Annotated in this window: 15 protein-coding genes; 6 read left to right on the top strand and 9 right to left on the bottom strand. The window is 47.0% G+C overall.

Annotated elements, in window-relative coordinates:
- Genes recJ through BUQ91_RS12290 form a run of 4 tightly spaced genes read right to left on the bottom strand, consistent with a single transcriptional unit; the run spans position 1 to position 5,034 of the window.
- The gene (gene recJ / locus BUQ91_RS12275; RefSeq protein WP_074209497.1) at positions 1–1,713 is read right to left on the bottom strand and encodes a single-stranded-DNA-specific exonuclease RecJ; all 1,713 of its coding nucleotides are present in this window, start codon (positions 1,711–1,713) and stop codon (positions 1–3) included.
- Positions 1,713–2,852, bottom strand: a complete 1,140-nt coding sequence (locus BUQ91_RS12280; RefSeq protein WP_254842353.1) for a DNA polymerase III subunit — start codon at positions 2,850–2,852, stop codon at positions 1,713–1,715. Before BUQ91_RS12280 ends, recJ begins: the two co-directional genes overlap by 1 nt.
- Positions 2,834–4,147: a murein hydrolase activator EnvC family protein gene (locus BUQ91_RS12285; RefSeq protein WP_074209498.1), complete on the bottom strand. Its 1,314-nt coding sequence runs from the start codon at positions 4,145–4,147 to the stop codon at positions 2,834–2,836. The genes BUQ91_RS12280 and BUQ91_RS12285 overlap by 19 nt, the downstream gene beginning before the upstream one ends.
- On the bottom strand, positions 4,147–5,034 hold the full coding sequence (locus BUQ91_RS12290) for a cell division protein FtsX (protein ID WP_074209499.1): 888 nt from the start codon (positions 5,032–5,034) through the stop codon (positions 4,147–4,149). The genes BUQ91_RS12285 and BUQ91_RS12290 overlap by 1 nt, the downstream gene beginning before the upstream one ends.
- A 45-nt stretch (positions 5,035–5,079) precedes the next feature.
- On the opposite strand from BUQ91_RS12290, the gene BUQ91_RS12295 reads away from it, so the two are divergent.
- The 6 genes from BUQ91_RS12295 (at position 5,080) to BUQ91_RS12320 (ending at position 16,679) form a co-directional block, all read left to right on the top strand.
- Positions 5,080–6,060: a CdaR family protein gene (locus tag BUQ91_RS12295; protein WP_072829172.1), complete on the top strand. Its 981-nt coding sequence runs from the start codon at positions 5,080–5,082 to the stop codon at positions 6,058–6,060.
- Positions 6,057–7,064: a tRNA (adenosine(37)-N6)-threonylcarbamoyltransferase complex transferase subunit TsaD gene (gene tsaD, locus BUQ91_RS12300; RefSeq protein WP_074209500.1), complete on the top strand. Its 1,008-nt coding sequence runs from the start codon at positions 6,057–6,059 to the stop codon at positions 7,062–7,064. The genes BUQ91_RS12295 and tsaD overlap by 4 nt, the downstream gene beginning before the upstream one ends.
- 153 nt (positions 7,065–7,217) lie before the next feature.
- Positions 7,218–7,670, top strand: a complete 453-nt coding sequence (locus tag BUQ91_RS12305) for a hypothetical protein (RefSeq protein ID WP_254794423.1) — start codon at positions 7,218–7,220, stop codon at positions 7,668–7,670.
- Between the two features lie 186 nt (positions 7,671–7,856).
- Positions 7,857–8,810 carry a biotin--[acetyl-CoA-carboxylase] ligase gene (locus tag BUQ91_RS12310; RefSeq protein WP_074209501.1) on the top strand — a complete coding sequence of 318 codons (954 nt, stop codon included), beginning with the start codon at positions 7,857–7,859 and terminating at the stop codon, positions 8,808–8,810.
- Between the two features lie 219 nt (positions 8,811–9,029).
- The gene (locus BUQ91_RS12315; RefSeq protein WP_175566640.1) at positions 9,030–13,010 is read left to right on the top strand and encodes an FISUMP domain-containing protein; all 3,981 of its coding nucleotides are present in this window, start codon (positions 9,030–9,032) and stop codon (positions 13,008–13,010) included.
- A 9-nt stretch (positions 13,011–13,019) separates the two neighbouring features.
- Positions 13,020–16,679 carry an FISUMP domain-containing protein gene (locus tag BUQ91_RS12320; RefSeq protein ID WP_074209503.1) on the top strand — a complete coding sequence of 1,220 codons (3,660 nt, stop codon included), beginning with the start codon at positions 13,020–13,022 and terminating at the stop codon, positions 16,677–16,679.
- A gap of 118 nt (positions 16,680–16,797) precedes the next feature.
- On the opposite strand, the gene BUQ91_RS15970 is transcribed toward BUQ91_RS12320, so the two are convergent.
- The 5 genes from BUQ91_RS15970 to BUQ91_RS12335 form a co-directional block, all read right to left on the bottom strand.
- Positions 16,798–16,926, bottom strand: a complete 129-nt coding sequence (locus tag BUQ91_RS15970; RefSeq protein ID WP_256382322.1) for a hypothetical protein — start codon at positions 16,924–16,926, stop codon at positions 16,798–16,800.
- The gene (locus tag BUQ91_RS15750) at positions 16,910–17,053 is read right to left on the bottom strand and encodes a hypothetical protein (protein WP_175566641.1); all 144 of its coding nucleotides are present in this window, start codon (positions 17,051–17,053) and stop codon (positions 16,910–16,912) included. The genes BUQ91_RS15970 and BUQ91_RS15750 overlap by 17 nt, the downstream gene beginning before the upstream one ends.
- 36 nt (positions 17,054–17,089) lie before the next feature.
- Positions 17,090–21,574, bottom strand: coding sequence for a carbohydrate-binding domain-containing protein (locus tag BUQ91_RS12325; protein WP_074209504.1), 4,485 nt, complete (start codon positions 21,572–21,574; stop codon positions 17,090–17,092).
- A 236-nt stretch (positions 21,575–21,810) separates the two neighbouring features.
- Positions 21,811–22,032, bottom strand: coding sequence for a hypothetical protein (locus BUQ91_RS12330; RefSeq protein WP_074209505.1), 222 nt, complete (start codon positions 22,030–22,032; stop codon positions 21,811–21,813).
- Complete coding sequence (locus BUQ91_RS12335; protein ID WP_074209506.1) at positions 22,019–22,909, bottom strand: 4-hydroxybenzoate octaprenyltransferase; 891 nt, start codon at positions 22,907–22,909, stop codon at positions 22,019–22,021. The genes BUQ91_RS12330 and BUQ91_RS12335 overlap by 14 nt, the downstream gene beginning before the upstream one ends.
- Between the last annotated feature and the right edge of the window lie 20 nt (positions 22,910–22,929).

Here is a 22,929-nt window from a genome sequence, read left to right on the forward strand (position 1 = left end):
CTACTCTATGGACTTGATGCAAAGTTGCACCGTCTTACTGTTGTTGTAATAATTCCAAATAGGCTCAAACACAACCGTTATCGGTCGAGAACGTCCAAGCAAAGCCTTGCTCTTGCGGAGTCCAAAAGCAATTGCCGGGAACACCGCACTCCCCGCCTGCGAAATTTCCATCTGCAAATGCCCTCCGCGGAGTTCACGCACACGATGTACGGTAACGCCTTCGGCACGGAATGCAGGGTATGGGAAGTTTCCGCCAAACGGTTCTAGCAAATCAATATATTCAAGAATCGAACGTTCACGAATCGGGTAACGCCCTGTCGGCACACGCGTTTCTACAGTCAGTTCACGGAGTGCAATCTTGATATCGAACGGGTACGATTCGTCGGTATTGACGATTTCTCCTGTGTAACCCTGCTCTTTTGCTGACTGCAACAGGCGCCCACGCAATTTTTCAATTTTCCCGGCTTCGAGCGAAAAGCCCGCGGCATTCGCATGCCCGCCCCAGCGGTCAAAAAGCTCGCGACTTTCGAATAGCGCCTTGTGCCAGTTGAATCCAGGAACGGCACGAGCGCTCGCATGCGCCATGCCATCGATAATCGAAAGCACCGCTGAGGGCCTGTGGAATTCCTGAGCAAGTTTTGCAGCCACAATGCCAATCACGCCCACATGCCAGTTTTCACCTGCAACAACAATCACGGTCGGGATGGTTTCGCCATAAAGAGCCTTGACTTGTTCCATCGCCATTTCGGTGATTTCGGCCTCTTTGTCCTTACGACGCTTATTCCATTCCTTCAGTTCCGCAAGGAGCTGCGAAGCCTCGCTCTTGTTTTCGCACAAAAGAAGTTTAAGGGCCGGGTCCGGGCGTTCCATACGTCCCGGGGCATTCAAAAGCGGAGCCAATTTGTACATCACGTCAATGCCACCCACACAGCTATGGGGTTTCATGAGAGACGAGTACATTTCTTGCACTCCAGGCCAGCGGCTATTCTTTAAATATTCAAGCCCAGACCGCGTAAAATAGCGGTTTTCAGGCGTCATCTGCACAAGGTCCGCAAGTGTACCAAGTGCCACCAAGTCCAAGTATTCCACCGGATTCGGGAGCCCAAGGCGGCTGTACAGGGCACAAATAAATTTATACGAAACACCGACACCGCAAAGTTCCGGGTTCGGGTAATCGTCGCCTTCTTGGTGCGGGTCCAAAAGCACATCGCTTACCGGGAGTCCATCGCCCGAAGGCTGGTGGTGGTCCATCACAAGGACTGCCATACCTAGCTCTTTGGCATGAGCGATTTCCAAATTCGCAGTAATGCCCGTATCTACGGTAATCAAGTTGCGAGCGCCAGCCTCGTACATTTCATCGACGGCAGAAACCGAAAGTCCGTAGCCATCGCCAAAGCGGTTCGGCAGTCGCCATTCCGATTCAATGCCGACCGTCTTTAAGCAGCGCGTCAAAAGCGTTACCGAGGTCATGCCATCCAAATCGTAGTCGCCAAAAATGAACACACGTTCGCCACGTTCGCGAACGCCCAAAATCCATTCCACCGCCTTGTCCATCCCCATCATGAGGAACGGATCGTGCACATCGTTTTCGCTGCAGCAAAGCATGTGGTAAGCATCGGACACCGTCCTTATACCACGCGATACAAGGAATCGCGCAACTGCATGCGGGATTTTCAACATGGAGGACAATGTGGAGGCGACAAGATCTTCCATTACTTGTAGCCTTCAAAAAGTTTCATCGCGAGGTTCTGGAGGCACATCACGGCCGCCATTCGCCTTGAGGCGATTCTCGACATGGTCTCCTGAACACACACGAGCGCAAGTTCCAAGGCCGAAGCCCCCACCTGCGGGAAGCGTTCAAGGTTCACACGACCGGTAGCATCCGGAATACGGAGCGGAGCGCCCGACTGTTGGCGCAGCAAATCCGAAATCAAGAACGACAAGACTTCCAAGAAACGGTTCACGATAGCCGGGTCTTCAAGTTCGGCATCTTCAAGTTCAAAGAACAAGTCCGTGTAGTCCTGCGAAAGTGATTTTTCAATAAAATCAACTGCAAGCGAGCACCAAGCCTTTGCATGCTCGGCGTAGTAAAGCGCCATGCCAGGCGACCCTACGGCAAGCCCGATTACATCGTCGGTCAAAGTCGATTCGTCAAATTCTTCACCGCCCACGCGAACCGCCTCAGCGCGAACTTCTTCGTCGGTAAGGGGTGGCAAGTGGAGCGCCAAGCAGCGCGACCGGATGGTCTGCAAAAGCTTTTCGCGAGAAGATGTCGTTAAAATGAAATACGTGTTCGGCGGGACTTCTTCGAGCGTCTTGAGGAACGCGTTTGCAGCAGAATCGTTCATGCGGTCGGCCTCGGCAATAATCACCACGCGCACGCGGTCGCCCTTCATCGCAAAGGAGGCGGTCATCGTACGGATGAGTTCCACCGAAATCACGGCGCCCGCACTGAAAATATCGACACGGTACGGGTTCTTTGCAATTTCTTCGATGTAGGCCTGCTTAAAATCCTGGATGGTCTTTGCGGAACTCCCGGCAGAGACATCGGCCGCATTGCGGGCACTAGCCTCTTTCGCTTCCATCGGCACGACCCAGTTGTCGGTCACGCCGGTATCGGCTGCCATCTTGCAACCGAAGCAATTGCCGCAGGGGCGAACGCTGGGGTTCGTGCACTGCAACGCCTGGGCAATTTCCATCGCCAAGGCCTTTTTGCCAATCCCCACAGGACCGTCAATCAGAATCGACTGCGGGAAGCGGTTCTCACGCAACGCCGCCATAAGACGAATGCGGATTCGTTCCTGGGAGGCGGGGCCATTCAAGCGATATTCGATCATTTTTGTTTCAACCATTGCAACGGGTCCACGGTTTGTGTCCCTTCGCTTACTTGAAAGTACAATTTAATTCCATTTAACGAAGCAATATCGCCCACTTCTCCAATTTCTTCGCATTTCTTGACACTTTTGCCCTCTTGGACGTGGATTGCTTTCATGTGACCGTACACCGTGTACGTTCCATCTTCGTGTTCAATGATAACTGAAGGTCCGCGACCATCAATTTCGGCAACCATCGCAACAGTTCCCGCTGCGGCAGCACGAATACGTCCACCCCGTTTACCTCGGATTTCGACACCCAAGTTACGCGTCATGATGTGAAGCACCGGATGTTCCTGTAGGCCGTATTCACTGATAATCGGGCCATCGAGAGGCATGCACTTCGGGCCCTTGAACGGAGAAACCTGAATGGTCTTTTTCGCCGCTTCGGCCTGACGAGCCTTTTCTTCCTCGCGTTTCTTATCCGCTTCACGCTTTTTCTCGGCCGCCTTTTCCTTTTTCTTGAGGGCAGCAAGGCGGGCCGCCTCGGCGCGCTTCGCTTCTTCGATTTCTCGCTTGCGGCGCTGTTCAAGTTTTTTGAGGAGCGCAAGCATGGTCTTCTGGTTGCGTTCGAATTCCTTGAGCGCCATGCGCTGCACGGCCTTGTCGTGTTTCAGGGAGTTCAGCATGCGCGCCTGACCGTTCATCTGCGCTACAAGACCTCGTTCCTCGACCGCCTTGCGGGAGCGGAGTCTCGAAAGTTCAGCCAAGTGTTTCTCTTGCGCCTGCTGCTTCTGCGTACGTTCGGCAACGAGTTTTCGGAGCGTCTCCACGTCCTCGCGGTCGCGGTTCAGCAAATGGTGTACCCAGTAAACTTCGCGTTCCGGGTTACCGTTCTTGGTCAGAAGATTAAAAAGAATTTCGGCATCATTGCTACGGCCATATACATACAAATTACGGATACGTTTTCGCATGGCCCGCTTACGCGCCCTGATTTTCATGTCAAGCGAATCGATATCCATCACAAGTTGCTTCACGGCCCCTTGCAACATATCTTCATTGCGGGTCAGTTCCGAAAGGTAAGACCTTGTGCGGTTCAGGTTCTGGTCCAAAAGTGAAATCGTGTTCAAGACACCTTTTTCTTCGGTTTCAAGGACGGCAAGTTCCTCACGTTTCTTTGCAAGGTCCACTTCCAGCTTTCTGAGCGCGTTCTTTTGTTCGTCAATCTGCGTATCTGTCCGTTTTAAAGGCGCACCCCAAACAGTAGCGGGCTCAAAGGCCATAACAGCAAAGGCTAAAAACACCAACAGAAACAACCGAGATATACGGCGCATTATTCCTGCTCACCTTTCTTTTCGAACAAGAAGTTTCGCACCGTGCGGAAACTAAAGTATCCCGCAAGAGCCGTTTCAAGGAGTACCGTAAAGAGCACTACGATTCCAAAATACGAGACTCCGGTTGCCACAATCGGGAACATTTTCACCACGGACTTGATTACAAGCCCAAGCAGCAACACGGCAACGCCGCTCCCGATAAATCCCTGCATCGCCCCTTCCAGTACAAACGGGAATTCAATGAACAGGTAACTGCCGCCGGCATATTTCATGTTCTCGACCAAAAGCTTGCGGGACATGAGCGAAAGACGCACCGAATTGCAAATAATGAGCGAGAGCGTAATGAGCAAAAGGATACTGATGCAAATCGGCCAGAAAATCATCTTGAACTTCCACGATGCAATTCGCGAAGCCCATTTTACCGGAGCCTGCACCTCTTCAAAAACAGTCTCCTCTGCAATTGCATGTCGCACTTCGGAAAGGTCCAGCGGATTGCGAGCCTCATCGCTCAACGACACACGGAAAAATGCTGGAATCGGGTTACCTTCGACAAGATCCAGCATATCCGATGAAAAATGACGGCGAAAATCCGAAAGCGCAGAATCCGCACTCACAAACGAGACCGACTCTACATGGCGAAAATGCTCAAGCCTCGTCTGGATTGCCGGAATGGAATCCTCAGGAACATTCTCGTTCAAAAACGCTTCAATGACGTACAACGATTTTTCGACAGAGAGAAGCTTAAACGAAACTCCCAACGCCGTAAAAGAAGACGCCAAGAGAAGCGAGCACAGAAAAATTGTCAAAAGAGACGGGAGAATCACCGTGCGGTGCTGCTTCCATCCTCGAAAAGATTCCGATATTAAGTAACCTAATTGTCCGAACACGTCTGGAATATAATTAAATTTATAGAGGTTCTTTATGGGGCTTTTATGGGAAACATCATATTAAAGATTACCGCACTGGTATGCGCGATGGCCCTTTGGTTCTATGTCATCTCGCTCAAGGACTTCCAACTGACAATGGAAGTTCCGCTTACGTTCGTGAAATTGCCCGAAGCACTCGCGATTGCATCTAAACCGCCTAGCACCGTTTCCGTGATTGTCGAAGGAAAGCCCCTCGACCTCATCCGTCTGCAGTCGCAAAAGCAGGCCGCGATGGTTGTCGACATGCACCTTGCCGAACTCGGCTCCAAGCGCATCCATCTTGATTCCAAGAACTTCGTGGCCCCGAACTTTACAAGCGTCCACTATGTGGAACCGGACAACCAATACCTCTTCATCGACGTTGCCGTCGACACGCGAATCGAACGCAGCATTCCCATCAAGAACAATGTGACATTCAGCGCCGCTCCGGGCTACGTTATCGTTCAGCAGCCCAAGCTCATGCAAGAAGACCTCATGGTTTCTGGCGCTAGGAACGCCCTCACGCGCATTATCGACATCCCGACAGATTCCATCTTCAAGGACAGCATCAAGGAAAGCCAGACATTCTCTGTCCCGCTCGCGACCGATCAGCTTCCGCCGTTTGTAACACCGAGCGATACTGTCGCAAAGATTTTTGTTGACGTTCAAAAAATCAAGTCCAAAGAATTCAAGAACATCCCCATCCACCTTATCGGTTTCTATGACCGCGCTTTGAACACGCTCTCTCCCCAGCAAGCGACAGTTGAAGTCACTGGCGGTGAAAAGGTCATTGAAGCCATCCAGCACAACGATATCGAACTTTTCATCGAATACAATCGTTTCGCCATCGAAGATGCCGACAGCCTTGCTCCGACAATCAAGTTGAACCTGCCGCCAGACATCGACCGCAATATGTCCATCAAGGCAGTTCTTGTCAAACCCGACAAGATCAAGCTTATCAAGACAAAAACCGAGGACGAGAACAAAGACGAGGATTATGGAATATGATTTGGCTTGGAATTGAATCCAGCTGCGACGAAACTGCATGTGCCGTTTTGCAAGACGACCCGCTTAAAGTTCTTTCGAACCCTCTCTATAGCCAAATTGATGAACACGCGCTTTACGGAGGAGTTGTCCCCGAAATCGCAGCGCGTGCGCACCTCCAAAAAATCGCCCCCATTGCCGAAGCAGCCGTTAAAGAAGCAGGCATTGAGCTCAAGGATATTGACGCGATCGCCTACACCACGGGTCCAGGCCTTATGGGTCCACTCCTTGTCGGCGCCAGTTTTGCCAAGGGACTCGCCCGCGACTTGAACATTCCGGCTTACGGCATGAACCATCTCGAAGGGCACCTCGCCGCAGCATGGCTTTCTAACCCGGACATCGAGCCACCGTTTTTGACGCTCACCGTCTCGGGTGGCCACACGGAACTTGTGATGGAAGAACCGGGTTTCAAGTACACAAGCATCGGACGTACCCGCGATGACGCCGCCGGCGAAGCATTCGACAAATGCGGAAAGCTCCTCGGACTGAAATACCCGGCAGGTGCCACCATCAGCCGTTTGGGCAAGGACAAGAACCGCAAATTCGTCGAATTTCCGCGTGCGCTCCACACCCATGACAACTGCGAATTTTCGTTCAGCGGCCTAAAGACCGCCGTACTCCGTTACACCGAAACGCACGACCCAGAATTTATCCAGCAGAACCTTGGCGATATTTGCGCATCGCTCGAAGATGCCATTGTCGATAGCCTTGTCACAAAGACCATCAACGCGCTCAAGAAAACGAAGATGAAAACTCTCGTGATGGGCGGAGGCGTAAGTGCCAACAGTTGGCTCAGAACACGTCTGCAGGATTACTGCGACAAGAAAGGAATCCGTTTTTGCGTTCCCGACCGCAGCCTGAGTACGGACAACGGAGCGATGATTGCCGCAGCAGCCATCCGCCGCAAGTCGCAAGGCAAGCTCGAGTCCATCGATGTCGTGAAGCCGTGGATGCCGCTCGCACTGTAGGCCATAGGCCGTGGGCGGTAATCCCCTATATAATACAGTTTATCTAGTCCGCGCAAGCGGACTTCTTTATTTTACCCCAAACACAACCTTCTTTTCTTGCCATCCCCCTCACTTATGTTTGTTTTTCGCAACATTTCATTTTATATTATAGATATGGTATTCAAAGTAACACAGAAGGTTCGTGCAGCCATCGGTTCCCGAGTGGCATTTTTGATAATTTGTCTCGTTGCGGCTTCGTGGGCACAAGACTTGAACAAACCTATCAGCGACGCAGATGTTTTCCGCCCCGAAAAGCGCGAAACCAAAGTTCAGATGGTCGATTCAACGAAAACCAACGATGTCAAGTTGAACGTTGATATTTTTGCTGACGGTTTTATCGGTTCGTATTACATCCTTTGGGACAACATTGACTTGTCCGAAGATATCAAAAAGATGATTCAGAGCCGAGACTTTGCCCGAGATGAATTCTTTATGCAGAACATCGACCGCGAGCAGTTCGAACAGGAACGTATGTTGCAGTTGTTCGAAGACCGCAAGCAGGAGTTCTTCAAAATATTCCCCGACGAAGCACTCAAAGAACTTCAAGAAAAACAAGCCGACGAATAGAGCGGTATAGCCGCAGTTATGAATGAAGAGTTCAGAATTAGGACTGCAGCAAAAATCGAGAATCGCCGCCCATGTCATGACCGCCACCAAGCGAGCATCTCTGTATTTGTCATGCCCGACTCCGATCGGGCATCTCCTTTTACTAGATTTTCTAACGATCAATGACTAATAACTAACGACTAGCAAATGTTTTCGCAAGAACGTGCATTCACAGATTGGCAGCTTACGGGTTTCGGTAGCGCACCGGCATTTCTTTTCGAGACAATCGAAAGTACGCACAAGCTCATGAAGGCCATGGCAGCCTCCGGCGAAATTGCTCCCGGCACACTCTTTGTTGCTGATTCGCAAAGCAATGGACATGGACGTCACGAACGAACCTGGGACTCCCCCGCCGGAAAAAACCTTTACTTCAATATTCTAATCCCGCTAGAAGGCATCCCCGCCAATCGTTTCGCACAAATTACGCAAGTGGCGGCACTCACGTTTGCAGAAACGTTCAATAATATTCATTCCGCAATTCAGGACAGTGCGCAGTTCGCAAATGTAAATGCGGTCGATAAATGCGCCACCCCCACGAACGCAAACCGCGCAAAACCAGAAATCGTAACCGCCCCGAAAATTACAGTCAAGTGGCCGAACGACATTCTCTTTGGCAAAAGCAAGTTCTGCGGAATTTTAGCGGAAATCGTTTATACACGCACACATCAATCGGGGACGACAAGTGAGAATGCGCCGCGCCCAGCACTCAACATGGGAGTCGGCATCAACGTCAACAGCGATCCCGAAGATTATGCCCACCTGAACCGAGCAGTCACTACGCTCAAAGCCATTTTCGGGCACACAATCAATCGAGAAAAACTTTTGCAACAACTCATCGGGAATCTCGAACGCGCCATCGGGCAGTTTAAAGCATTCGGCATTCGCCCCTGGGTCGCTGCATGGAAACGCATGGACCAGTTCATCGGCACCCGCGGCACCATTGTCGTAAACAACCGCTGCACCGATCAAAACCGCGAAACAGGCGAAGGCGCTATCAAAAAATCCGGCACCATCATTGACATGCAAGATGACGGCAGCCTGCTCTTCAAATGCGATGACGGCACAATCGAAACCGTCATTTCTGCAGATTTAGAGATTTAAATTTTCCGCGCATTTTTAAACGCATTCTCATACGCAATTTCCACACATTTGTGCACATATTTCACGCGCATTTTGAGCACTTTCCCCACGTTTTTTCAAATGTATTTTGTGTACATTCTCAAACGTACAACATTTACAACACTTCTTTTGCACAAAAAATTGTAACCATAGTCTTACAATTAAAATATTTGTATATTGCGCCTAAAATAAGGAGGCTATATGCACATTTCACAACGTGCATCCAGGAAGGCGCTGTTTTCAGCGTGTTTAATTCTTCCATTTTTCATGTACGCTTGCGGTGGCGACAGCGGCAGCAGCGCGGCAGAAAACGACAACGACATTGAAGAAGATGACGAAGACAACCTCGGTGGTGAAAATTTCAAAGATACCTCCATTACCGCCACTACTTACAATTCCAATGTCGGTGTTGTAAGCATCATCAAAGACGAAATTTTAGACGTAAAAAGCGGTAATTCCTACAAAACAATCCAATTCGGCCCTTACACATGGATGGCCGAAAACGCCAACTACAAAGTTTCCCGCAGCGCCTGCTATGACGAAGATACGGACAACTGCAAAAAACTCGGGCGCCTGTATCAAAACTCGAACGCCTCCCAAGCATGCCCAAGCGGTTTCAAAATTCCATCAGAAGCCGACTTCAAGTACATCGTCCGTTTCGCAAGCAACATCACCAACCGCGATTTCGGATTCAATCCGCAAATGTCCGGCTACTGCGAAACCGTAAATGGCGAACTCCAGTGCAGCCGTGGAGGCAAAGAAGCATACTACCAAACCTCCGATTTCAATATTTTCAGAGTCAACGGTAATGGCAAATACGATTTCCCTGAAGCCAATTACAGCGCCTATTACGCTCTCCGTTGCGTAAAAGTTTCGCACTTTGTCGAAACCGAAAAGCAACTCCCCATTTGCGATTCCACCACATACAATAGCCTCAGCAACTTCTACATTGCAAGCAAAGGATACAACTACCGTTGCAACAGAAAAAAATGGGTCGAGGCCGACGACAACAATTCCTGCCCTTCCGCGGAACGTGGCGAGAAGCATTACTACAAAGACACCTTATTCGTTTGCCGAGGCACATGGCAATACGCAACGATGAACGATGTAGATGCCAGCTGCACCATAAAAAATCAGTGGGAAGTCCGTAAGCTGAACGGACAAAGCTACATCTGCGACGATTCCACCTGGCGCAAGCCCTCCACCATCGAAACCGCCATCGGGCTTTGCAATCTCGACAGTTTAAAGAAGACAAAAGCCTACATCGACGATGACGACACCACAGGTTACATCTGTGATTCTACAGGTTGGCGCAAGACCGTGCTTATCGACTCCATTGGCACATGTACTGCCAAAAATCAATGGGCACTCAAAATAAACTACGGGAAAAAATACATCTGCGATGATTCCACTTGGCGTAAGCCCAGCACCATCGAAGATTCCATCGGGCTTTGCACTCCTGACAGCCTGAAGAAAATGAAAACCTTGAAAACCAAGTCGGATTCCACGCATTACTTCTGCGACACAACCGGCTGGCGCAAGGCAGTACTCATTGACTCCATCGGCCAGTGCACCAAAGACAGGCAATGGGAGCAAAAGAAAAATTACAGCAAGAACTACCTCTGTAGGGATTCCAGCTGGCGTAAAGCAACCGCCCGCGAAGATTCCATCGGATTCTGCATTCCGAGCAAAAACGGCAAAATCGATTCACTCAAGAGTTCCAGCAGCTACGAATCTTACTATTGCGATTCCACAAGCTGGCGCAGCACCGTCTTGGCGGACTTCCATGGCACCTGCGATTCCACAAAGTTCTACAGCACCGTTGAATACAAAGGAAGCACCTATGCTTGCCGCACCACAAAATCGTGGACAACTTTGAGTAGCACCGAAAAGAATCTTGGCGTTTGCACCCCAAAGATTTACGGTAAAATCGACTCCTTAAAATCTAGCGGTACAAGCTACATTTGCGATTCCACAGGTTGGCGCAGCATTGTCTTGGAAGATGTCGCCGGGAAATGCGATTCGACCAAGTTCTATAACACCGTCGAATACAAAGGAAGCTCTTACGCTTGCCGCACCACAAACAAATGGACAACCCTAAGCAGCACCGAAAAAAGCATCGGCATTTGCATGCCCAAGATTTACGACAAAATTGACACCATAAAATCAAGTGGAACAAGTTACATCTGCGATACCACAGGTTGGCGAACAGCGACTGTTTATGACTATTACGGTGCATGCGATTCCACAAAACTCTATACATCAAAGACAGTCAGCGGAATTACATACGGCTGCCAAAATGCCAAATCTTGGGAAAAGCTCACGCACCCCACAACGGTATTCGGATTCTGCACGCCCAAACTTAAAGGCACCTTGAAAGCAGACAGCACAAACAAGATTTACATTTGCGACTCGCTTTGGAGAGTAGCAACAAAAGACGAAGTTCTCGGCGTATGCGAAGAAGACAACGAAGGCCTCGAAAAAACTTACAGTTCCATCAAGTACGCCTGCATCAACAAGGAATGGCGCACCTACACAAGTCTAGAGAAATCTATAGGCCTGTGCTACAAAGGAACATTGGGCAAAATAGCATCCGACAATAACGTCACCTACATCTGCAAAGAAGACGGATGGAAAAAATACGCCATCGAAGATGCTTATGGAAAATGCACTAATTCTATAAAGGGAAAGATTGTCGAATTCGGAAATGAAACGTACGGCTGTGCGGGCTATTACTGGAGAAAACTGGACTCCCTTGATTTAACCTTCGGCATGTGTCTAGAAAGAGATGAACACAAAATATACGAATACAATGGAAACCACTATTTTTGCGACGACGATGAATGGGAAATCGCACCTTATTGGAACGTTCTCGAAAAATGTACCAAGGCCATAGAAGGGAAAATTGTAAAATACCGCGAAAAACAATACTATTGCTCCCAGCCCGAAGGCTGGCAAGAATACGACACGCTTGATAAAGAACTTGGAAAGTGCGATTCCAAAAGTTATGGAATAAGCAAAGTCTATAACGGATATAATTACGGTTGCGTCACTGAAAATGGTAATGACTCAAAACGTCATAAATGGCGAAAAGAGAACGATTTGGACAAAGCTTTAGGATTCTGCTACGGGAATACATATGATTGGACGGTTTACGAGGGAAAAGATTACGTATGCAATGATGACGGAGAGTGGTACACAGCCTCATCTCTTTGGGCCATGTATTCTATCTGCGATGACAGATTTCCCGCAAGACTCGGTAAAACAGTAGGCTTTAAAGGTCAGCACTATTATTGCAATGTCGATATGGAACCATCCAATTCAAAAACTGATGGCTGGTACGCATTACAACCCATCGATAGCATCAAAGGCCCCTGCTACTTCAACAAACTTGGCGACACATTGACTTTTGAAGGGAAATATTATTATTGCGGTAAAAACACTTCTAAAGTTTACAGATGGATTCCTGCAACCAAGATGACCGAATATTACGGCAAATGCACATCATCCAACGACGGCGTAACCGTTTCATTTGAAGGTAGCCATTACCAATGCAACGATGGTCTATGGCATAGAGATCCAACCGACTATGTATCCATAACAGACTCCAGAGACGGAAAGCAATACAAGACCATCAAAATTGGTACACAAGAATGGATGGCCGAAAACTTGAAGTACGAAGTTGAAGGCAGCTGGTGCGGCGGAAACCTCAATGGATGCGTCAAGTATGGCCGCCTATACAGCTGGGACATGACCATGGGTCTTCCAAAAAATTACAACCCAACTCTAGTAGACATCGAAAATCCTGAAAATCATCAAGGTATTTGCCCTGACGGATGGCGCGTACCCTCAAGTACAGATTGGGCAACACTGTTAAAAGAATGCAGCGTAGCCGAACTCAGAACAACTCTTACAGGATACGATTCTGAACATACCGATTTCTGCGGATTCACAGCAATACCGACGGGTTACGAAAACGTTAAACAAACAAACAATACTAACTACACAGAAGAACTCAGTTCCATCGGTAGCGAAATTGCTTTCTGGAGTTCAGAACAGAACGACAAGGACTTCGCAACAGCGGCATCACTCTCCGTGAAAACCAATATCACAAACCCGTTATATTCAAGGCTTAAGAGAAACGGCTACTCCATCCGTTGCATAAAATCGGGTTCTAATTAAGGAGGCAATATGCACATTTCGCAACGATCTTTTCAAAAAGCATTCTTTTCTTTATGCCTTATTCTTCCATTTTACATAAGCGCTTGCGGTAGCGATGATGGCAGCAACGCGACATCGCCTACAACAAATGAAGATGACGACGACAACCTCGGAGGTGACGCATTCAAGGACACCTCCATTACAGGCACACAATACAATTCCAACGCCGGCATCGTAAACATCATCAAGAGTGAAATTCTCGACGAAAAAAGCGGAAAGACTTATAAAACAATCCAGTTCGGTCCATACACTTGGATGGCCGAAAATGCGAACTACAAGATTTTCCGCAGCGCCTGTTACGATGAAGATACTGACAACTGCAAAATTTATGGTCGCCTGTACCAAAGTTCGAGCGCCTCCCAAGCGTGTCCAAGCGGTTTTAAAGTACCCACGGAAGCCGACTTCAAATATATGGTCAGCTTTACAAACAATATCGCCGACCCTGCTTTCGGATTCGATCCGCAAATGTCCGGCTTCTGCGAAACGGTAAACGGAGAACTCCAATGCAGTCGCGGTGGCAAAGAAGCCTACTACCAGACCTCCGATTTCAATATTTTCAGAGCCAACAGCAAAGGCAAATACGATTTTCCCGACGCCAACTACAGCGCCTATTACGCACTCCGCTGCATGAAGGTATCGCACTTCGTCGAAAACGACAAGCAGCTCCCCATTTGCGATTCCACCACATACAGCAACCTCAGCGAATTCTTCGTTGCAAGCAAGGGCTCCAACTACCGCTGCAACAGAAAGAAATGGGTCGAAGCTGATGACAATTCCTGCCCATCTTCGGAACGCGGCGAAAAGCACTACTACAAAGACTCATTGTACATTTGCAACTACTCCTGGGAACTTGCAACCATGAACGATGTAGACGCAAGTTGCACCAAGAAAAATCAATGGGAAGTGCGGAAACTGAACGGTCAAAGCTATATCTGCGATGAATCCACTTGGCGCAAGCCCTCCTCCATCGAATCCGCCATCGGGCTCTGCACTCCAGACAGCATAAATAAGATGAAGTCCGAAATAAACAAGGGCGATACCACGGATTACGTCTGCGATTCTACAGGTTGGCGCAAAGCCGTACTCATAGACTACATTGGTCCATGTGATTCGAGCAAATACTATACCGTTAAAAAACACCAAGACACATCTTACGCTTGCCGCACTACAAAAACATGGACGACATTGAACAGCACCGAAAAAGAAATCGGTGTCTGCACGCCAAAACAAAAGGGCAAAATCGACTCCATCATGACGAAAAACGATACAACGCACTATTACTGCGATTCAACCAGTTGGCGCAAAGCTACTTTAGTTGAATTATTCGGCAAATGCGACAGCACCAAATATTTCAGCACCGTCAAATTCGAAAAAACAACTTACGCCTGCCGCAAGAACAACAACTGGGAAAAAGTGACAAGCGTCGAAGATAGTCTCGGTTTTTGCACTCCGGATAAAAAAGGAAAACTGGACACGATTGGAACAAGCTCCTATTACTACTGTGACGATTCCGGTTGGCGTAAAGCTGTTGCCGATGATTACCTTGGCGTATGCGATTCCACGTTCAAGTACAAAATGAAGTACCTGTGGGGTAACGATTACGGTTGCAAGGACGGCCCCAAATGGGAATACCTCGAATATCCCGAAAGCGACCTCGGCTATTGCGTTCCTGAATTCAAAGGATTAGTCAGAATTGACCGATACGCAACAAGCTACATTTGCGATACCAAGTGGCGCACAGCAACAAAGGCTGAAGCTCTCGGGACATGTTCAGACGAAAACGAAGGTAAAAAAGACGGATTCAAAGAAAACAACAAAACGACTTGGTATGTCTGCGCCTTCGACAGCTGGCGCGAAAAAACAACACAAGACGATTCCCTTGGTGTTTGCACAAAGCAAAAGTTGAAGAAAACAGGCAAAGTCGGCTCTACGGAATATATCTGTACAAAAACCGGCTGGGTCATCCCGACGCTTGTTCTCGTACACGATTCTTGCACTGCAGAACGAGAAAAAGAACTCGTACAGTACCAGAACAAGACCTACGTATGCCGAAGCAAGAGATGGACTGAAGTCACCGGTATTGAATCCATAAATGGATTGTGCACCACGGAACGCGAAAACGAGTCTACCACGTACCAAGAAAAGCTCTATGTCTGCCGTAACGAGAAATGGACACAAGCCACAGACCTCGAAGTAGAAGACGGAATTTGCACCACCAAAAGAGAAGGCAAAATTGTCGTTTACTCATCGACAAACACCATATACCAATGCAAGTCTCAAACATGGACATCTATCACAGCAGCAACAGCTCTGGGCAACTGCACCGAAACCAACAAAGGTGAAACCAAGACACTCGACAAAGTCGATTTCTTCTGCTCTCAAAATAAGACATGGAAAGTTGTCACAGATCTTTATAAGCAATTCGGAGAATGCACCTGCGACACCCGAGGCAAAACCGTTACACTCAAAGGCGATAAATATGGGTGTATCGGGACAAGGAATTGCGCAAACCCGACCTGGGTTAAATATACCCCAGTAATTGAAGCTTTAGGGTTATGCGACGCTTATGATTCTAAATTGAAATGGGGCGTTTATAACGGAACAGATTACATCTGTAGAACAAATTATTCAGAATGGGAAACAGCCTCAACTGAATGGGGCAACTATGGTCGTTGCAATGAACTAAATTCATCATTATACGGAACTTTTATCGGAGCCGAAGGGCAACGCGCCTATTGTGATGAAGGACTATTCAGTTCATACTTTGATGATGGCTGGTACGTACTCACAGCACTAGACTCGGTCGATGGCGTTTGCACGAAAAAAAGAGTTAATGATACTATATCCTACCAAGGTGTTTCATACTATTGCAAAACGAAAAAGGCAGAACACTACACAGAAGGCTACGCCTGGATACCAGCACCATCTCCCGATGTTTTCTTTGGTGCATGTAACCTTGCGAAAGAAGGCAGCAAAGGAATAATGAACGGGAAAAACTTTATTTGCTACGATGGTGTTTGGATTAGAGCCCCTGCCGATTACGGTTCCATCACAGACGCTAGAGACGGGAAAAAATACAAGACCATCAAAATAGGCAAGCAAGAATGGTTGGCAGAAAACCTGAATTACAATGTCGATGGAAGCTGGTGCGGAGGCACTCAAAACGGATGCGAGACTTTCGGACGCCTTTACAGCTGGAACATGGCTGTAGGGCTCCCTAAAAACAACAATCCAAGCATTGTAGACATTCCTGATCCTGATTCACATCAAGGCATTTGCCCTAGCGGGTGGAGGCTACCGACAACCATCGATTGGAATCAATTGCTTCAAGAATGCAGTCCCGCCGATCTCCGCAAGGATCTTGCCAAAACCGACTCCGCAAACACGGACATCTGTGGTTTTTCAGCATTACCAGCAGGCTACATCAACATTTTTTACAGAAATGGAATTGACTACACAGAAGAACTCACAATCAGTAATTACAACGATAACCGATTCTTCTGGAGCTCTGAACAAATGACAGATTCAACGGCAATGAAATTGTATTTCACAAGCAACAGGACTTCAAACAACGGTTTCAATCAAGAGATGAAAAAAAATGGTCTTGCAGTCCGCTGCATAAAGAAATAAAACTTGAAGCGTCCGCTATAGCGGGCGCTTTCTTTATACGAGAATTTATACAAGAATGCCGTCCGATCTGTTCATCGGGCGGCATTTTTCTCTAATTTAGAGATTCTATGTAGAAGATTTAATCTCTATATATCAGGATTGTGTCGGGGGGATCAAAGTGACTTGACTGCAAAAGCGGCTCTTGCTGTTCAAGCACGACCACCTTGACTTCAGGAGCCACATAATCCTTCTTAGACGAATTCGTCATCAGACACCCCATCGTTCAGGCCGAGCTGATTGCCGTAATCTTCAGGTTCATCACTACCATTGAGCAAGCAACCTTCATGTTCGTACTTGATTACGAGCATTTCGGGAGCAACATATTTCTTTTTCATTTCAATAGTCATAATATTCATTCCTTTTTTCAATTTTTACTTTATAACCTTCTTGCCATAGTAGGCTCCACGAGCCTTGCGAGCATCCTTGCCATAGGCACGTCCCTTCAAGTCAAACACACGACCAGTGGAGCGTTGCAACCTGAAATCTCCTGTGTGAGTATTGAAGTGTCCTATGACAGTTGTACGTTCTTCATGATTTTCGCCATCAACATCGCGAAGAATGGTAATTGATTCCGGCAATTCGATAGAAGAAACCGTTTTGTTCCAATCTGCAACAGAATAGCGGAGAGCCATCTGCGGACCCGGCAACGGATTGTATCTCATGTAAGCGCGCATGGGATTAATATAAGCCCCAGCTTTAATCCTTACAAATTTACCAATAGTAAAGCCATCGACCGCTTTTCCGACAAATCCATAAACAGCGCGACCATTGAGCAGTTCTTCATCGTCTTCCGTCCACTTTTTGTACTGGTACACACCGACAAATTCCCAATCGCCATATCTAACAGCAAATTCTGGAGCATTTGTCACAAGTTTCACAGCGCCACGAACTTCAATGGACGTATGCGTTTCATCCAACTGCACCATACAAGGCGTATTTGCCTTGAGAAGCTTACTATATTCGCAACCTTCGACAAGATTGTCGCAAACATAAGCCGAAGGTTCAGTAGGCTTATCCCAGAAAGCTTTCGTATGAGCCTCAAGCCTTTTAATCTTACCCGTGGTCTCATCCTTAACGGTATCAATACGACCAAATTCATCAATAAGCTTAGCTCCAATCAAGTTATCTGCATAGACATCAAACGGGAACATAAGCGTCGCATACCTACCAGAGGTAAACGTTCTGTTGAATACAACCTCATCCACCGTAGTTTCCTGTTCAATGATAACGGGAAGATCTTTTTCGAAATTACCATCAAGCGTAGCAATCGCGTTATCGTTTTCATCTTTTGCAATCACAAGGGCTGGCTGATATGGATACACATATTTGTTTGCAATATCAAGTTGCTGTTCTGCAGAGAGCGTTCCCGTAAAGGAATTGCCTTCGCTATCGTAGTAAGTGAGGCCATCATCAATCACGACTGGGCCCACATAGCTACTGGCATTAATAGAAACACCAGAAAGATTAATTGCTTTATTCTCAGAGTTGTTAGCGTAAATACCATTGCAACCATTTTCGGCCGAAACAGTCACCGTTCCCCCCTTCAGATTAACATCTCTCCAAAAGGAACCGATGCCAAAGCACACATAACCACTATATTCACCATAATTACTTGAAGTCGCCTTGACATCGCCACCGGCAATCGTAACTTCCTTAGTAGCACCAATAGCGAATCCACCGGCAGCGGTAACGGAACCGCCATTAATGTCAACATATCCATTAGTGACAAAACCCGCTCCGGTTTCAACATGGTTACCTATAGCGCGAGCTTCAACAGTACCGCCATTGACAACAATGGAATCCATAGAACGAACCGCTTCATAACCAGAGGCGTTTATAACGCCATCATTGATCTTAACTAAGCGACTTCCCCAAATGCCATGATTATTGCCAGAAGCCGTGATGGAACCATTATTGATAACCAAATCATTTTCAGAAGAAATACCGCTACCCCTGCTAGTGGCCTTAATAGAACCACCATTGATTATCAAAGCGTCCTTAGCATAAATAGCATCGGCATAAGATGATATTTCGAACACACCCTGATTTGCACCCGTACTTTGGGCATAGATGGCAAGGTTATTGAACGAGGTCTGGAATTCAGTAACATCGTTTTCAACAGTCAGTTTGGCGCCATCCGCAAGAATCAAGCTGACATTCAAATCACCTAGATATATAGGATACAAAATATCTTCTTTGCCACCCTTAGATGGAGTCTTCAAATCAACATCACCCGTGCCAACCTTAATAATTGGAGAATAAGGATCCTTCGGATTGTAAGGAGACCTAGCCAAGAACGCAAAGTTGTTTTTATAAGAAACTTCACCCTTGACCAAAACCCAGCCACCATACATAAACACTTCGCCGTCAGTACATTCGTTACCGACAAGTTCGTAATCAGGAACAACTCTCTGTTCTTTACCATTTTCATCGAGATACGTGACTTCAGTCAAATCCTCCCACAAGCCATAGGCAATAGCCTCATCATTGAAATTCGTAAAGTCAAACGGGACCTCAAAAGACTTATCGGCATACCACCCGAGGAACTTTTTCCCATAACGAGAGGGATTACAGGGAACTTCGCCTGGATTCCATACAATTTCAAACGCATTCAAACCATCATCAAATAAGACTCTTTTCACAGGAACAATCGTTTTGCTAGAGACATCAAGTTGCTGTTCTGCAGAGAGCGTTCCCGTATAGAAATTATCTTCGCCATCGGTGTAAGCGAGGCCATAATCAATCACGACTGGGCCCACATAGTTACTGGCATTAATAGAAACACCAGAAAGATTAATTGCTTTATTCTCAGAGTTGTTAGCGTAAATACCATTGCAACCATTTTCGGCCGAAACAGTCACCGTTCCCCCCTTCAGATTAACATCTCTCCAAAAGGAACCGATGCCAAAGCACACATAACCACTATATTCACCATAATTGCTTGAAGTAACCTTGACATCGCCTCCGGCAATCGTAACTTCCTTAGTAGCACCAATAGCGAATCCACCGGCAGCGGTAACGGAACCGCCATTAATGTCAACATATCCATTAGTGGCAAAACCCGCTCCGGTTTCAACATGGTTACCTATAGCGCGAGCTTCAACAGTACCGCCATTGACTACAATGGAATCCATAGAACGAACCGCTTCATAACCAGAGGCGTTTATAACGACATCATTGATCTTAACTAAGCGACTTCCCCAAATGCCATGATTATTGCCAGAAGCCGTGATGGAACCATTATTGATAACCAAATCATTTTCAGAAGAAATACCGCTACCCCTGCTAGTGGCCTTAATAGAACCACCATTGATTATCAAAGCGTCCTTAGCATAAATAGCATCGGCATAAGATGATATTTCGAACACACCCTGATTTGCACCCGTACTTTGGGCATAGATGGCAAGGTTATTGAACGAGGTCTGGAATTCAGTAACATCGTTTTCAACAGTCAGTTTGGCGCCATCCGCAAGAATCAAGTTGACATTCAAATCACCTAGATATATAGGGTACAAAACATCATCTTTGCCACCCTTAGATGGATTCTTCAAATCAACATCACCCGTGCCAACCTTAATAATTGGAGAATAAGGATCCTTCGGATTGTAAGGAGACCTAGCCAAGAACGCAAAGTTGTTTTTATAAGAAACTTCGCCCTTGACCAAAACCCAGCCACCATACATAAACACTTCGCCGTCAGTACATTCGTTACCGACAAGTTCGTAATCAGGAACAACTCTCTGTTCTTTACCATTTTCATCGAGATACGTGACTTCAGTCAAATCCTCCCACAAGCCATAGGCAATAGCCTCATCATTGAAATTCGTAAAGTCAAACGGGACCTCAAAAGACTTATCGGCATACCACCCGAGGAATTTTTTCCCATAACGAGTGGGGATACAGGGGACTTCGCCTGGATTCCATACAATTTCAAACGCATCCAAACCATCATCGAATACAATTCTTTTCACAGGAGCAATCGTTTTGCCAGCGATTAAAGCAATCTGGTCCTCATTAAGAATACCACTAAAAGTATTACCTAGATCATCCCCATAAACAGAACTAAAGATAACTGTATAGCCATCCCCCTCAGGAATAGTATATGAACGAGCCCAAACCGTCGCACCACCAAAGACGATATCGGCTGTTTCATTTATAATAATTCCACCATCGGCAACAACAGAACCATTATGAAGATGAGCAGTACCAGCATCAAAGGCGCCACCTATTGAAACTGAACCATTATAAATTACAAACATATCCGTTTTAATAGCGCCACCTATCGTAACTGAACCATCATTAATTACAACGTTTCCTCCAGCTTCAACAGCACCACTTATCGAAACAGAACCATTATTAAATAGAACAAAACCAGCTTTAATAGCACCGCCTATCGTAACTGAACCACCCCAAACGTCAAAATAATTAGAGACTGTTAAAGAAGGTACTTCAAATTTGCCCATTTCTTCGCCCATACTTTGGACAAAGATGTCAAGATTGCCAAATTCAACACATCCTTCATCACCGTTTTTTACGGTCAACTTAGCTCCATCCGTAAGAATAAGATTGACATAATCCCCTTTAAAATTGAAATCACTACAATCGTAAGATACCTCGCCCTTGACCACATACCACCCCGACGACGCGGAAAACGGGACTCCCGCCGTGCTGCCAGAACTGGAAGCGCTGCTAGGACTGGAAGCAACAAGTTCAGTGTATCCCATAAGCGTCTTCAATTCACCGGACTCGTCAAGATACTCGACCGGATCCAACGCCCATGCGGTTGATACGGCAAGCAAAGATACGAGCAGAATTAGCCCCGACCGAGCTTTTGCAAATATGCTTGGATTATTCATTTTCCTGGTTTCCTTCTTTTGATATTAAAAACGAAAAAACCTGACGGACAAACCGCCAGGAACATTCAAGCAACACCCAATAACCATACTTTTGATTGCAAAATAAGCAATCGCACGCAGTTCATAAAATGTTGCTACAAATTTCATACGAACAAAATTTAGAAAAATTTCTCATAAATTCAATTCTTTTTTTCAGTCCTCTTGGACAAAGATTCTATAGATTTTTCGTATAACCGTCATCTCTTAAAATACATCGCTCCGATAAGCGAAACGGCAAGCATCACAATCATCGCGGTAAGGCCCATGTCCACCAATTCACGATTTTGATCTGCGGCACCTGTTTCGAGGAGTATCACGCAGACAAGCGCTAAAACAGCAGCAACGCCACCCATTTGGTGGAACATTTTCACTTTTTCTTCGTTCGTGAATTTTCCGTTCGGTCTGTTAATAAAGGGCATTGACATCACCTCCAAGGCAAATCCAAACAATAAGCCCAACCATCACAAGGGCACTAATAGCAACATTCGCGAGGAAAAAGTCGCGGTTCATGGCATCCAAATCATTGGACTTTCTGAACAAGTGAATATAGACTATTGCAGCGGTCATGAGTCCCGTGACCGTCCACCAAATCCAACCCATATTCCAGAAAAAGCCGAATACCACACAAAGAGCAAGCATCGCCAAATGGCTCGCCAAAGCAATGCGCAAAGACTTTTCAATTCCAAACCGCGCGGGCACGGAATGTAATCCCTGCTTGCGGTCGATTTCAATGTCCTGAGTGGCGTAAATGATATCGAAGCCTCCCATCCAGAGCATCAGAATGAACAAGAGAAAAATCGGGAACACCGCAAATTCGCCACGCACTGCAATCCATGCACCGAGCGGGCTCATTCCGATGGCAAAGCCGAGGAACCAGTGGCAAAGCCACGAGAAGCGTTTCCAGTAAGAATAGGAGAGCAACAGTAACCACACGGGAAACGCGAGTAAGCCCGCGAGGGGCTGCAAAAGCGCAGCGAACAGCACGAACAAGATTCCATTCAACGCAAGGAAAGCAATCACCGATTTACGGCTAAGGCGCCCTGCCGGTAAATGACGTTTTGCCGTACGCGGATTTTCAGCATCGAACTTGGCATCGGCAATGCGGTTAAAGCTCATGGCGCTATTACGGGCGGTCACCATGCAAAGGACTATCAGAACGATAATGCGGGCTGTTTCGTAAGCGCTCATATCGCGGAATCCATTTGCAGCAACCCACATGGAACCAAGCGCAAAAGGCATCGCAAAAAGCGAATGGCTCAAACGAACAAGATGTGTAAATTCGAGAAGTTTATTCATGGTTTAGTTATTAGTCATTG

This window comes from Fibrobacter sp. UWB11 (genome assembly GCF_900143015.1).
Taxonomy (GTDB): Bacteria; Fibrobacterota; Fibrobacteria; order Fibrobacterales; family Fibrobacteraceae; genus Fibrobacter.